Origin of the sequence: Streptococcus sanguinis (assembly GCF_013343115.1) — a bacterium.
Lineage (GTDB): Bacteria > Bacillota > Bacilli > Lactobacillales > Streptococcaceae > Streptococcus > Streptococcus sanguinis_H.
This window is the reverse complement of the sequence record NZ_CP054570.1, coordinates 896,875-910,546: the sequence shown is the minus strand read 5'-3', so window position 1 is coordinate 910,546 and position 13,672 is coordinate 896,875. Positions and strand designations below refer to the sequence as shown.

Below are 13,672 nucleotides of genomic sequence, written 5' to 3'. Positions count from 1 at the left end.
TTTCATCGTTTTCTAGGTAACCTCTTTCAAAATTAATGAAAATATGCTACAATGTAAGCGATTAAGAAAATTTAAGAGCAGGATTTTTTACTAAAATTTCCAACTCTTCATTTCAAAAATAAAGGAGACTCCACCTATGACTTATCAAGATAACTTCAAAAAATGGCTTGATTATGCTGAACTTCCTGACTATCTTCGCCAAGACTTGAACAGTATGGACGAAAAAACTAAGGAAGATGCTTTTTACACCAATCTTGAGTTTGGTACCGCTGGTATGCGTGGTTTAATTGGCGCTGGTACCAACCGTATTAATATTTATGTTGTCCGTCAGGCAACTGAAGGTTTGGCTCGTTTGATTGAAGAAAAAGGTGATGAGTTCAAAAAACGCGGTGTTGCGATTGCTTACGACTCCCGTCATTTCTCACCAGAATTTGCTTTTGAATCTGCTGCTGTTTTAGCAAAACACGGCATCAAGTCCTATGTTTTTGAAAGTCTGCGCCCAACTCCAGAGCTTTCATTCGCAGTGCGCCATCTGGGAACTTTCGCTGGTATCATGATTACAGCCAGCCACAACCCTGCTCCATTTAATGGCTACAAGGTATATGGTGAAGACGGCGGACAAATGCCTCCGCATGATGCAGATGCATTGACTGACTACATCCGTGCTATTGAAAATCCTTTTGCTATTGAGGTCGCTGATGTTGAAGCTGAAAAAGCTTCTGGCTTGATTGAAGTGATTGGCGATACTATTGATGCTGAATACCTCAAGGAAGTTAAAGATGTCAATATCAACCAAAAACTGATTAATGAATACGGTAAGGACATGAAGATTGTCTATACTCCTCTGCACGGTACTGGTGAAATGCTGGCTCGTCGCGCTTTGGCTCAAGCTGGATTTGATTCTGTAGAAGTTGTTGAAGCTCAAGCTGTAGCTGATCCTGACTTCTCTACTGTTAAGTCTCCAAACCCTGAAAGCCAAGCAGCCTTTTCCTTGGCTGAGGAATTGGGTCGCAAGGTTGGTGCAGATGTCTTGGTTGCAACTGACCCAGATGCTGACCGTGTCGGTGTAGAAGTTCTGCAAAAAGACGGCAGCTACCTCAACCTTTCAGGTAACCAAATCGGAGCCATCATGGCTAAATACATCTTGGAAGCTCATAAGAGTGCTGGAACTCTGCCAGCTAACGCAGCTCTCTGCAAGTCTATCGTTTCTACTGACCTAGTGACTAAGATTGCTGAAAGCTACGGCGCAACCATGTTCAATGTCTTGACTGGTTTCAAATTTATCGCTGAAAAGATTCAAGAATTCGAAGAAAAGCACAACCACACCTACATGATGGGATTTGAAGAAAGCTTCGGCTATTTGATTAAACCATTTGTACGTGATAAAGATGCTATCCAAGCTGTTTTGGTTGTTGCTGAGCTTGCTGCCTACTACCGCTCACGTGGCTTGACTCTGGCTGACGGTATCGAAGAAATCTACAAAGAGTATGGTTACTTTGCTGAAAAGACTATCTCTGTAACCTTGTCTGGTGTTGATGGAGCTGAGCAAATCAAGGCTATCATGGCTAAGTTCCGTGACAATGCTCCGAAAGAATTCAACGCTACTGCTATTTCTGTTACTGAAGACTTCAAGGCACAGACTTCTACCGCTGCAGACGGTACTGTTACAGCTCTGACAACTCCTCCAAGCGATGTGCTCAAATACACCTTGGCTGATGGCTCATGGATTGCTGTCCGGCCATCCGGAACAGAACCAAAAATCAAGTTCTACATTGCCGTTGTCGGTGACAGCAATGAAGATGCTCAAGCAAAAATTGCTGCTATTGAAGCAGAGATTAATGCCTTTATCAAGTAAAACAACACTATCAACCAATCAACCAGAGGATGAATTTCACATTCTCTGGTTTTTCGTTTCCAAATCAAGCATTTTTCTGCTTTTTATGGCATACTAGTTTTATCAAAAGAAATGAGGATTATTTATGGAACAATTTGCTCAAAATATTAAAGACTTGGAAGTCGCAACTGTTGACCGCGCTCGTCAAGCAATTGCTGACAAAGAGACAGCAACTTTCTTCGTCGGTCGCAAAACTTGCCCTTACTGTCGTAAATTCGCTGCTACTCTTGCTGGCGTGGTCGCTGATACCAAGGCGTATATTTTCTTTATCAATAGCGAAGAAGCTAGCGAATTAGAGAAACTGCAAGCCTTCCGCTCTGAATACAGCATTCCGACAGTTCCTGGTTTTGTTCATGTTCAAGACGGCCAAGTATCTGTTCGTTGTGATTCTTCTATGACTGCAGATGAGATTAAAGCTTTTGCAAACTTGTAAAATTGATTCAACTCAAAAATCTGAGACTCGCGAGTCTCAGATTTTTTTACTTATTTCTAGCTTCCTGAAAGGACTCCCACATCTTCTGCTGGGGCTTGGCGAAGGGGTAGTTTCCAAAGTCATCTGGATGAAGCCACAAGACCTCTCCATCAGCTGCGTGCTGGCTATCTTTAACTCGGCCATAAGCGAGCTGGATATGCCACTTGCGATGGCTGAAAACATGTTGCACTTTTGAAAAGAACTGCTGCTGCCAATCAACAATCAAATCATAATCCTGCTCAAAGCTTTCTTGAGGAGACAAGTCCAGACTTGACTGATTTTCAGCCACCTCAAAGAGGGACATCTGATTTTCAGTTTGAAATTCCTCGATTTCAATCAAGGGAAAATGCCAAAAACCTGATAACAAGCCAGCAGCCTCATTCTTTTCAAGTAAGAATTGTCCCTGTTCGTTTTCGATAATCAAGCCTTGCAGATAAACCGGAACTGGCTTCTTTTTAGGTGCTTTGATTGGATATTTATCCATAGTTCCGTGCAAATAAGCTGCGCTGAACTCTTTTACAGGACTGTCTTCTGGATGAGGATTAACAGGAGCTTCGATATCTGACCCCAGATCCATCAGTGCTTGATTGAAATCTCCGGGTCTGCCTGGATCAATCAGAATCTCCATCATATCCTGAAAGACCTTCCGATTGCTAGGTTGGCCAATATCTAAATCAACTTCAAATAATCGACTCAGCACCCGCATGACATTGCCATCTACCGCAGGCTCAGCTAGGCCAAAGGCAATACTAGCAATGGCACCAGCTGTATAAGGTCCAATCCCTTTAAGACTAGCAATTCCTTCATAGCTATCAGGAAATTTTCCAGCGAAATCCGTCATTATCTGCTGGGCTGCTTTTTGCATATTTCGCACCCGCGAATAATAGCCTAACCCTTCCCAAGCCTTGAGCAGTCTATCCTCTGGAGCCTGAGCTAAATCAGCTACTGTCGGAAACCAGTCAAGAAAACGCTCATAGTAAGGAATCACCGTATCAACTCTAGTCTGCTGCAGCATAATCTCAGAAACCCAGATATGATAAGGATTATTTGTTCTGCGCCAAGGCAGATCACGTTTGTTTTCATCATACCAAGTTAATAATTTCTCTCGAAAAGAGGCGATTTTATCTGCCCCCCACATCTCAATTCCGTATTCTTTCAAATCTAACATAAATCTAGTATAGCATAAGGCAAGAAAAATTGAAGAGCTTATGTCCTCCAATTGTTTCTTATCGTTTAATAATGACCAACAGCCTGACTGGCTGTAATCAAAGTCAGCTTGTATACGTCATCCGCATTACATCCTCGAGAAAGGTCATTAACTGGATGGTTAAGACCCTGCAAGATAGGACCTACTGCTGAAAAGCCACCCAAACGCTCTGCCATTTTGTAGCTGATATTTCCAGCTTCGATACTTGGAAAGACAAAGACAGTCGCTTGACCAGCCACCGGGCTGCCAGGTGCTTTCAGCTCTGCTGTTGCAGGAACGAAAGCTGCATCAAACTGCAATTCACCATCGATAACCAAGTCTGGACGCATTTCCCGAGCTAGCTTAGTTGCCTCTACGACCTTATCAACCTTCTCTCCGAAACCAGAGCCCTTGGTCGAATAGCTGAGCATAGCAACTTTTGGATCGATACCGAAAATCTGTGCTGTTAGGGCTGAGTTAACAGCAATCTCTGCCAAGATATTGGCATCTGGATCGATATTAATGGCACAGTCACTGAAAATGTAGCGTTCGTCATCACGCACCATGAGGAAGGCTCCTGAAGTACGAGACACCCAAGGCAGGGTCTTGATGATTTGAAGAGCTGGCCGAACAGTCGCTGCTGTAGAGTGGATTGCTCCTGAAACCATCCCTTGAACCTTGCCAAGATAAACCAACATAACACCAAAGTAGTTGACATCTTCATTGAGCAACTGACGTGCTTCATCTGCAGTGATTTTTCCTTTACGACGCTCAACGAATGCTTCTACCAATTCCTCAAAGCAGGAACAGTTTGAAGGATCAATAACCTGATATCCTTCTTTTACTCCCTCAATTTCCAGATAAATACGGATTTTATCAGGATTCCCCAAAAGAACTGGTGTAATATCGGTTTCTTTCACCAAGCGTTTAGTTGCTTGCAAAATCCGTGGCTCCTCACCCTCTGGCAAGACAATTTTTACTTCCTTATCTTTCAAGGCTTCACGAATTGAATCAAAAATTTTCATGTTTCTTAAAACTCCTTTATCTCTTATTCTTTTAATTTCTCAATAACTTGTTTAAAATCTTCTGGCAAAGGACTGGCACGCTCAACTTCCTGACCACTAAAAGGATTATAAAATTTCAAAGAATGACAATGTAAAGCCTGACGCTCTATTCCGCACTCCAAACTCCCTCCATAAAGGTCGTCACCCAAAAGCGGAAAGCCAATATGTGAAAAGTGAACGCGGATTTGATGAGTCCGCCCGGTATGAAGATGGATATCCACCAGATAGACATCTCCGAACTGCTCTATAATCTTGTAACTGGTATGGGCGCACTTGCCATCCTTTGTCACACGCCTTGTAATGATACTCTCAGGGTTGCGCCCAATCGGAGCAATAATCTCACCTTGCTCTTCTAAGTCACCAGTCCCCCGAACTAGAGCGTAATAGCGCTTTTCTATCAGCTTCTTCTGCAACTGTTTATCCAATCTGGCATGAGCATAGCCATGCTTGGCAAAGAGCATGAGCCCACTTGTATCCTTATCCAGACGCGTCACGATATGCACCTGCTGGTTTTCATAGGCATGACGAATATAGTAAGCCTTAACAAAGTTTGCCATAGTATTGGAATGATTAACACTGGGAATACTGGCCACCCCTGCCGGTTTATCCAAAACCAAGAAATGCTCATCCTCGTAGACGACAGACAAGTCCTTATCAACAGCTTTCAGACTCTCAAATCCTTTTTCAGAAGGAATGTCAATCGTCACTTTATCGCCAATATCCAAGAGATAAATAGCGTTCTGAGGCTGATGGTTGACAAGAATGTTTCCGCCGGAAAATTTTATCTTTGCCAAGAGGCCTTTGGAAATTTCGTGCCGTTTTAAAAAGGTCTTTACCTTGACATGCTCATCAGCAATAAACTCAAACCTCATTCCCGGCACTCCCCAATAAAGGAGTCTCTAACACGATTCCAAAAGCTGGTATGGCTTGGCGAAGCCACAAAATGTATCTTGTGATTGTCAATCTGATACTCAATGCGGACAATGTTTTTGAAAGAGAAAGTCTGATTATCAACCGCAATAGTGTGATAGTCGCTGCGGGTCGGCACCAGCTCAATCTTATCCTTTTTGGGAACAATGACAGACGAACCCAATGTCCGATAAACCCGATTGTTGAGACTGGCAATTTCTGTCACCTGCAAGGCTTCGATTGTCGGATGCAATACCGCTCCACCTAGAGATTTGTTATAGGCAGTACTGCCCGTCGGAGTAGAGACGGAAATCCCATCTCCTCGGAAACGCTCGAAATGAACCCGATTGATAATGACATCAGCTACCATAGTCCGATCCGAACGCTTGATTGTTGCTTCGTTCAAAGCACGAATAGTGCGTGTATCACCATTTTCAAAAGTGATTTTTACATTTAAAATTGGATAAGAAACCTGAGCACCAGTATCTAATTTGAGATTTTCTACCAGCTTATCTAGTTCAAAATCACGGTAGTCTGTATAAAAGCCGAGATGCCCTGTATGCACACCGACAAAGCGGACCCGATCCAGCTGTTCTTCATACATATGAAAAGCCGACAGCAACATGCCGTCACCACCCACCGAAATCACGATGTCGGGATTCTTAGGAGTTAAAATAAAGCCGTTCTGTTTAAGCTTCTGCTTCAAATCCTGATAGACTTGTTCACTCTGTCTTTTCCGATTGCGGATAATCGCTATTTTTTTATCTGTATTCTTCATCTGTATCATCACTATTTCCCACACCGTCATTTAACTTGCGGTGAAGAGGATCAAAGAGAGCCTGCGCCTCCTGGATAGCATCACGGATTTCTCCCATCTCCTCATCCAGCTGATAGGCAAGATTAGCTGTCGTTTCCAAGCGACACTTGATCTCCTCGGGAAATTCTCCTTTATACTTGTAATTCAAAGAATGCTCAATCGTAGCCCAAAAATTCATCGAAAGGGTGCGAATCTGAATCTCAGCCAGAATAAGCCTATGACCATTAATCGTATCAACTGGATACTCTATAATCACATGGTAGCTCCGATAGCCACTGGCTTTTTTGTTTTTTATATAATCCCGCTCCTGCACAATGCGCATATCAGTCCGATTTCGTAAGACTTCTAAAACTTCATCCACATCATCGACGAACTGGACCATGACCCGTAAGCCAGCGATATCCTGCATCTCTTGCTCAATATTCTCCTCGCGAATGCCTCGCAAAATCATCTTTTCTTTAATGCTCTCAATAGGCTTGACACGTCCGGTCACAAACTCAATCGGAGAATGACGTTGCTGCTTGCGGTATTGCTTTCGCACTCCACGCAACTTAATTTTCAGCTCTCCAACCGCTTGAATATAGGGGTCTAAAAACTCTTCCCATTCTATTGTCATACACTTACCTTGTCATATCATTATTTTTTGTATAAAATAAACACAACTGTTATTATAACATAAATCGCTTTCAAAAAAAAGAAAAGGATATGAAAATGAATCACTTAGAAATTGAATTCAAAACCATGCTGACCAAAGAAAAGCACGACCGTCTGCTTCAGTTATTTGCTGATATTTCCCCTATTAGCCAAACCAACCACTACATCGATTCAGATCAGCAGAGTATCCGACACGCTCACATGGCTTTTCGAGTACGGACTTTTAACCATCGCGAAGCAGAGCTGACGCTCAAGATTCCTCAAGAAGTCGGAGCCTTGGAACTCAATCAGAACTTGACACCAGAAGAAACTGAAAATATTTTGCAGAACAATGAATTTCCTACGGGAGAGATTTTAGAAACGCTGCTTCAGAAAGAAATTCCCATCCAAGACTTGAAGATTCTAGGCTCTCTAGAGACTATCCGCTATGAAAAAGAAGACGAAATTGGCCTCCTTGCTCTGGATGAGAGTCACTACTTGGGCAAAACTGACTTCGAACTCGAAGTCGAAGTTGAAGATTTCGAAAAAGGAAAAGAAAATTTCCTCAACTTCCTAAAACTACATAACATCGACTATAAACCTGGCAAGAGCAAGATAGCAAGATTTTCTGAAAACTTGTAAACCAACAACCACAAAATAGCTGAAATAATCCAATTTTTTTGGTAAAATAAAAGGTAGCAATCTAAAGCCTATTGAAAAATAAATTTCATGGAGCATTAGATATAGAAATGAGACAAAAAGAGGACGGTCCAACTCATGTCAGATAAAAAAAATATGAAGCTTTTTTCCCTCAACTCCAATCATTCCATAGCTGAAAAAATCGCTGAAGCTGCTGGGGTTCCTTTGGGAAAACTTTCCTCCCGCCAATTCTCGGACGGCGAGATTCAGATTAACATCGAAGAAAGTGTCCGCGGCTATGATATTTACATCATTCAGTCCACTAGCTTCCCTGTCAATAATCACTTGATGGAGCTCTTGATTATGGTGGATGCCTGCAAGCGTGCCAGTGCCAATACGATTAATGTTGTGATGCCTTATTTTGGATATGCCCGTCAGGATCGGACTGCTGCTCCTCGCGAGCCAATCACAGCTAAACTGGTTGCCAATATGCTTGTCGGTGCTGGAGTGGATCGCGTGATTTCTCTGGATCTTCATGCCGTGCAGGTCCAAGGATTCTTTGATATCCCAGTAGATAACCTCTTCACTATCCCACTCTTTGCCAAACACTACTGCAACATGGGCCTTACTGGCGATGATGTCGTTGTCGTCAGCCCTAAAAACTCTGGCGTCAAACGCGCCCGCAATCTTGCTGAGTATTTGGATTCCCCGATTGCGATTATTGATTATGGCGAAGATGAGGCAGGTCGCTCCGAAGGATATATCATCGGAGATGTCGAAGGTAAGAAAGCTATTCTAATCGACGATATTTTAAATACCGGTCGGACTTTCTCTGAAGCGTCTAAAATTGTCAGCCGCGAAGGCGCAGTCGAAATTTATGCCGTATCCAGTCATGGACTCTTTGCAGATAAAGCTGCGGAATTGCTGGATGATTCTCCTATCAGGGAAATACTTGTGACAGACTCTGTTGATACCAAAGAAAAAACACCTAAGAATCTCCACTACATTACAGCTAGTGAACTGATTGGTGATGCCATTGTCCGCATTCAAGAGAGAAAACCAGTCAGCCCACTCTTTGCCTATCAAAAGAAATAAGGTAACCAGAGTGATTTATTTAGATAATGCCGCTACAACTGCTTTGTCGCCCGCTGCAATCCAAGCAATGACCAAGAATATGACTGTCTTTGGAAATCCTTCCAGTACGCATAGCCATGGCCGAGAAGCTAGTAAACTCCTCAGACAGGCGCGTGAGGATATTGCTCAAGCTCTGCATACTCAAAGCAATAAGATTCTTTTTACTTCAGGTGGCACTGAAAGCAACAATACTGCTATCAAAGGCTATGCCCTTCGTCACCAAAACCGAGGAAAGCATATTGTCACCACTGCTATTGAACACCATGCTGTCTTAGAAGTGGTGGAATACCTAGTAGATAAATTCGGCTTCGAAGCTACTTTTGTTCAGCCGGTAGATGGTCAGATTCGAGCGGAGGATATTAAGAAGGCTCTTAGACCTGACACTATTCTTGTGTCCGTCATGGCAGTTAATAACGAGACGGGTGCCATGCTCCCCATTAAGGAAATTGGTGAATTACTACAAGAACATCCTGCTGCTTTTCACGTTGATGCTGTCCAAGCAATTGGTAAACTTCCCATCTACCCTGACGAGCTAAGGATTGACTTTCTCTCTGCTTCAGCGCATAAGTTTCATGGTCCCAAAGGCGTTGGCTTCCTTTATGCCAAGAAGATGGATTTTGACAATTTCATGCACGGTGGCGACCAGGAAGAAAAACACCGGGCCGGAACTGAAAATCTAATCTCTATCACAGGTATGGCGGCGGCTCTGTCAGATAGCACGGAACATCTTGAGGAAAATCTAGCGCATGCGCAAGACTTAAAAGACAGCTTACTTGCTGACTTATCGGACATTAAACATTACTTAAATGAAAGTCAGCCAAGCTTGCCATATGTCATCAATTTGGGATTTCCCAATCAAAAGAATGACCTACTTCTGCTTCAAATGGATTTAAATGGCTTTTCCATTTCAACAGGCTCAGCCTGTACAGCCGGAGCTATACAACCCAGTCATGTCTTGCAGGCTATGTATGGCAAGGATTCCAACCGCTTGTATGAGTCCATTCGGATCAGCACTTCGGACCAAACGACTCTGCAAGAGATTCAATCATTTACAAAGAAATTAAAAGAATTTTTAGGAGGATAAGATGGCCTTTCAAACATCTGTTAGCTTAGCAAACTGTGAATATACCTATTCACTTCATCCAAATGTCAAGAAATTTACCTTGCGCGACAATACATTCGCTGAAAGCAAGGTTGGCAACTATGAACTCTCACGTCTGCTGGAATCTGTTCCCAACAGCGGAAATGGTTTTCTGCTGAAAATCATCGTCAATAAAGAGTTGAATGGTTTCAAAATCAACATCACTGACAAATCAGGCCTGCGCTTGGTCAATATTTTCAAATCAGAAGACCATCACATTATCCAGCAAGAATTTTATTTCTTGATGGATAGCTTGGTTGAAAGAAATATTTTTGAAAAGACACCACAATAAGCAAGATTCTCGCAATTTTGCTTTTTTGGTTTTGAATCTTCAAAATTTAAACGAGCTTGACTTCTACTTAGAACACTTGAAGAAAAGACTAACCGAACCCAAAGAAAGGATTAACAATGGTTGAACTGACCTATTTGGACTCATATAAGGTGAAACGAACACTTACCTATGAAGACTTCGACGAATTTCTTCTCGCCTTCTCTGGCTGTGTCACAGTTCCTGACTCGCTCAAAGTACTTTCCATCACTTATAATGGACACCAGCTGCCTTTTGCAGGGCTAATTGGGGACTTGTACCGCCAGATGTACCAGTTAGACCTTAGTCCCTACCAGGACTAAGCTTTTAAACACTATTATTCCCAGCAATTCCTGATTTTCTTTTTTAGTGCATTAAACATCCTTAATTAGTTGATTTTTTCACAAACTTCCTATAAAATAGAATTAGAAAGGTTGTGATTTTGTGAAAACTGAAAAAAATACTACAATTCCTCGAGCAACTGCTAAAAGGCTATCGCTCTACTATCGTATTTTTAAACGTTTTAATGCTGAGAAGATCGAAAAAGCAAACTCCAAGCAAATTGCAGAAGCCATTGGTATTGACTCTGCTACTGTCAGACGAGATTTTTCTTATTTCGGTGAACTTGGCCGCAGAGGATTTGGTTACGATGTCAAGAAATTGATGAACTTTTTTGCTGACCTCTTGAACGACAATGCTATTACCAATGTCATGATTGTTGGCGTTGGTAATATGGGACGTGCTCTGCTGCACTATCGTTTTCATGAGCGCAATAAAATGAAGGTTGTAATGGCTTTTGACATAGATGACCATCCAGAAGTTGGCAGCACAACCAGCGATGGAATTCCTATCTATGGAATTTCCCAAATCAAAGAAAAAATACAGTCAGGAAATGTGCAAACCGCCATCCTAACTGTACCTAGCGTAAAAGCTCAAGAAGTCGCATCTATCTTAGTTCAGGCTGGTGTCAAGGGCATTCTCTGTTTCTCACCTGTAAACCTATCCCTGCCTAAGGATGTGGTCGTCCAGTATGTTGACCTGACTAGCGAACTGCAGACTTTGCTCTACTTCATGAGAAAAAATGATTATTAATTTGAAAGAGGTATTAAACACTCTATGAGTAAACCTATTATTGGAATAACCGGAAATGAAAGAGAAATCCCAGACGATCACTTCATCCATATAAGCTATACAGCGACAGGATTCGTTGAGGGTGTCAAAGAAGTTGGCGGAATTCCAATGATTTTGCCAATCGGTGATGAAGAAATGGCTAAACAGTATGTTTCCATTGTCGATAAATTAATCATCACAGGAGGTCAAAATGTATGCCCTCAATTCTATGGTGAAGAGAAAACCATTGACAGCGATGATTATTTACTCAAGCGAGACATTTTTGAGTTAGCTTTAATCAAGGAAGCTCGCCGCCAAAATAAACCAATCTTCACTGTCTGCCGCGGAACCCAACTTTATAATGTCGCTTTAGGCGGTACGCTTCATCAAGATATTGAAGATCATTGGCAAGATAGCTCTGCTGAGTACACAACCCAAAGCATGGTGACCAAGAATGGTTCTATTCTGCACGAAATCTATGGACCAGCATCCGAAATCAACTCCTTCCACCATCAGAGTATCAAGGATTTGGCTACTGGCCTAGAAGTCATCGCCTATGATCCTCGCGATAAGATTATTGAAGCCATCACTTCTACTGATGGTAGTCCTTTCCTTGGCGTCCAATGGCATCCAGAGTTCTTGTTTGGCTCCAGAGAAGGAGACTTAGCTCTGTTTGATTATGTTGTCAATATTCTTTAAAAGCTTCTATTCCTAGATAAACTTCTGTTCTACTCGAATAGAAGTTTTTTATACTCAAGTAAATCGAATTATATTATATCATATCTGTCTCCTCTCGGTAGCTATAGTAGTTGCATTTGGACACAATCAAATGATCCAAAAGAACTAAACCCATCATCTCACATGCTTCTTTCATATGCTGGGTCACCTCATCGTCGTTTCTGCTGGGAACGACTGATCCTGATGGATGATTGTGTACCAGTATGATAGATGTCGCCAAATGTTTGAGAGCGTAGTGGAGAATCTCTCTTGGCTCAGCAATGCTTCTGCTTACCGTCCCCATGAAAATAGTCTGCTGGTGCAGAATTTGATTTTGACTATTAAGATAAATAGCAACCAAGCACTCCTGCCTCATATCTCCCAATTCCTGCTGCATCTTCTGGGCTAATTTTTGACTGCCCATAATCTGTTCTTTCTGCAGAACCTCTGCTCGGTTAATCCGACGCCCCAATTCGATAATGGCCTGCAGCTCCACAGCCTTAATCGGACCGATTCCAGAAATAGTCTGCAATTCCTGCAAAGTTAAATACTTAAGATCGTTCAAACTGGAAAGCGATGATAAAATTCTTTGAGAAACTTGAAAAACAGTTTCTTTTTTGTTGCCTGTTCTGAGAAAGATTGATAAAAGCTCCTGGTTGCTGAGTTTTTCAGCCCCTTCTCTCATCAAACGCTCCCGTGGCATCATGCTAATATCATCTTGAAATGAAATGCTATACATAGAAACCTCCTTACCTTATAATTCGGAAAAAGAGTAAAAATCAGCAAGAGTAGATACAAAAAATCTTTCGTCCAGAACAAATTTTAGATAAAAAAACACTCCAAAAGTAGAGTTCTTCCTAACCTTTGGAGTGAAATGTTTTTCGCCTTTAAATCTGCATTTGGTTATAAGACTTACTGAAAGATTCAAGAACTTCCTTAGGAGCCTTATCATACTCGACAGAACCTTCTAATGTTCCCTTGACAATAGTCCGGTTGGTTGCCGCAGCATCCTCACAAGTAACTAAAGTAATCTCTGTAACACCTTCTGTATCCTCAATCAGATCCGTTCGATCTGGAGTTACCGTTTCAACACTGGTGATTACATAAGTATAGACTTGCTCTTTATCGGTGATATAGATTTTCATACCAGCCTTAGCACGATCCAGTGGGGAAAAGAGCATATTACTAGCCCCTGTGATGCCAAAGACATGGTGGCTAGCCAAGGCATAATTCCCCTGCCCCATCTGCTGGGTCTCTTTCATCGTACCAGCACCATAATACAATCCAGCATTATCCAGTCCTTTGAAGATTGGCAAATTCATGGATACTTCTGGAATAGAGATGCCTCCGATAACAGGCAGTTGCTGCGCTTTCCACTGAGCATTGATAACTGCTTCTGTAGAAAGCGACTCTACCTTATTAAAATCAAAACTAGTCTCAGCGTTTTTATTTTTACTAATAGAGTCTTTGGAAACCTTGCTGACCTGATATTGGTTGGTATGCCAAACCATAATCATGTTTCGGATTTGCGCATTAAAGATTAAACCCAGAGCCACAATAATTAATAATGACGCAACAATATTGATAAAAATATTTCTTTTGCTTTTTTGTTTTCTTTTTCGACTTCTTTTTCCTTGTACCATATAGAG

The 13,672-nt window shown here is 42.0% G+C and carries 16 protein-coding genes; 9 read left to right on the top strand and 7 right to left on the bottom strand.

Translation table 11 applies throughout. The features are described from left to right. Positions 1 to 136 precede the first annotated feature (136 nt). Positions 137 to 1,855 (top strand): phospho-sugar mutase, encoded by a 1,719-nt coding sequence (locus FOC72_RS04515; RefSeq protein ID WP_002895458.1) that lies wholly within the window; start codon positions 137 to 139, stop codon positions 1,853 to 1,855. A 124-nt stretch (positions 1,856 to 1,979) separates the two neighbouring features. Continuing rightward, positions 1,980 to 2,327: a DUF6568 family protein gene (locus FOC72_RS04510; protein WP_002895457.1), complete on the top strand. Its 348-nt coding sequence runs from the start codon at positions 1,980 to 1,982 to the stop codon at positions 2,325 to 2,327. Between the two features lie 46 nt (positions 2,328 to 2,373). Here the strand turns inward: FOC72_RS04510 and mutY are convergent, their stop codons facing one another. The 5 genes from mutY to yjbM form a co-directional block, all read right to left on the bottom strand. Further along, a complete protein-coding gene (gene mutY / locus FOC72_RS04505) occupies positions 2,374 to 3,534 on the bottom strand; it encodes an A/G-specific adenine glycosylase (RefSeq protein ID WP_002895456.1) in 1,161 nt (386 codons plus the stop codon). A gap of 65 nt (positions 3,535 to 3,599) precedes the next feature. After that, positions 3,600 to 4,577: a phosphate acetyltransferase gene (gene pta, locus FOC72_RS04500; RefSeq protein WP_002895455.1), complete on the bottom strand. Its 978-nt coding sequence runs from the start codon at positions 4,575 to 4,577 to the stop codon at positions 3,600 to 3,602. 23 nt (positions 4,578 to 4,600) lie between these two features. Then, complete coding sequence (locus FOC72_RS04495; RefSeq protein ID WP_002895454.1) at positions 4,601 to 5,488, bottom strand: RluA family pseudouridine synthase; 888 nt, start codon at positions 5,486 to 5,488, stop codon at positions 4,601 to 4,603. Then, on the bottom strand, positions 5,485 to 6,303 hold the full coding sequence (locus tag FOC72_RS04490) for an NAD kinase (protein ID WP_302479835.1): 819 nt from the start codon (positions 6,301 to 6,303) through the stop codon (positions 5,485 to 5,487). The genes FOC72_RS04495 and FOC72_RS04490 overlap by 4 nt, the downstream gene beginning before the upstream one ends. Beyond that, entirely contained in the window at positions 6,287 to 6,958 is a 672-nt protein-coding gene (yjbM, locus tag FOC72_RS04485) for a GTP diphosphokinase (protein ID WP_002895452.1), read from the bottom strand. Before yjbM ends, FOC72_RS04490 begins: the two co-directional genes overlap by 17 nt. A 95-nt stretch (positions 6,959 to 7,053) precedes the next feature. On the opposite strand from yjbM, the gene FOC72_RS04480 reads away from it, so the two are divergent. The 7 genes from FOC72_RS04480 (at position 7,054) to FOC72_RS04450 (ending at position 12,005) form a co-directional block, all read left to right on the top strand. After that, complete coding sequence (locus FOC72_RS04480; RefSeq protein ID WP_032914310.1) at positions 7,054 to 7,617, top strand: CYTH domain-containing protein; 564 nt, start codon at positions 7,054 to 7,056, stop codon at positions 7,615 to 7,617. Positions 7,618 to 7,752: 135 nt separating this feature from the next. Next, positions 7,753 to 8,709, top strand: a complete 957-nt coding sequence (locus FOC72_RS04475) for a ribose-phosphate diphosphokinase (protein WP_002895448.1) — start codon at positions 7,753 to 7,755, stop codon at positions 8,707 to 8,709. A gap of 10 nt (positions 8,710 to 8,719) precedes the next feature. Then, on the top strand, positions 8,720 to 9,832 hold the full coding sequence (locus FOC72_RS04470; protein WP_032914309.1) for a cysteine desulfurase family protein: 1,113 nt from the start codon (positions 8,720 to 8,722) through the stop codon (positions 9,830 to 9,832). Between the two features lies 1 nt (position 9,833). Next, positions 9,834 to 10,181, top strand: a complete 348-nt coding sequence (locus tag FOC72_RS04465) for a DUF1831 domain-containing protein (RefSeq protein WP_002895445.1) — start codon at positions 9,834 to 9,836, stop codon at positions 10,179 to 10,181. A 116-nt stretch (positions 10,182 to 10,297) separates the two neighbouring features. Beyond that, positions 10,298 to 10,519: a DUF4649 family protein gene (locus tag FOC72_RS04460; RefSeq protein WP_002895443.1), complete on the top strand. Its 222-nt coding sequence runs from the start codon at positions 10,298 to 10,300 to the stop codon at positions 10,517 to 10,519. Between the two features lie 121 nt (positions 10,520 to 10,640). Continuing rightward, positions 10,641 to 11,288, top strand: a complete 648-nt coding sequence (locus tag FOC72_RS04455) for a redox-sensing transcriptional repressor Rex (protein ID WP_002895441.1) — start codon at positions 10,641 to 10,643, stop codon at positions 11,286 to 11,288. A gap of 24 nt (positions 11,289 to 11,312) precedes the next feature. Further along, on the top strand, positions 11,313 to 12,005 hold the full coding sequence (locus FOC72_RS04450) for a gamma-glutamyl-gamma-aminobutyrate hydrolase family protein (RefSeq protein WP_002895440.1): 693 nt from the start codon (positions 11,313 to 11,315) through the stop codon (positions 12,003 to 12,005). A gap of 73 nt (positions 12,006 to 12,078) precedes the next feature. Here the strand turns inward: FOC72_RS04450 and radC are convergent, their stop codons facing one another. Further along, positions 12,079 to 12,762, bottom strand: a complete 684-nt coding sequence (gene radC, locus FOC72_RS04445) for a RadC family protein (RefSeq protein ID WP_002895439.1) — start codon at positions 12,760 to 12,762, stop codon at positions 12,079 to 12,081. Positions 12,763 to 12,910: 148 nt separating this feature from the next. Continuing rightward, complete coding sequence (locus tag FOC72_RS04440; protein WP_002895438.1) at positions 12,911 to 13,666, bottom strand: class A sortase; 756 nt, start codon at positions 13,664 to 13,666, stop codon at positions 12,911 to 12,913. Between the last annotated feature and the right edge of the window lie 6 nt (positions 13,667 to 13,672).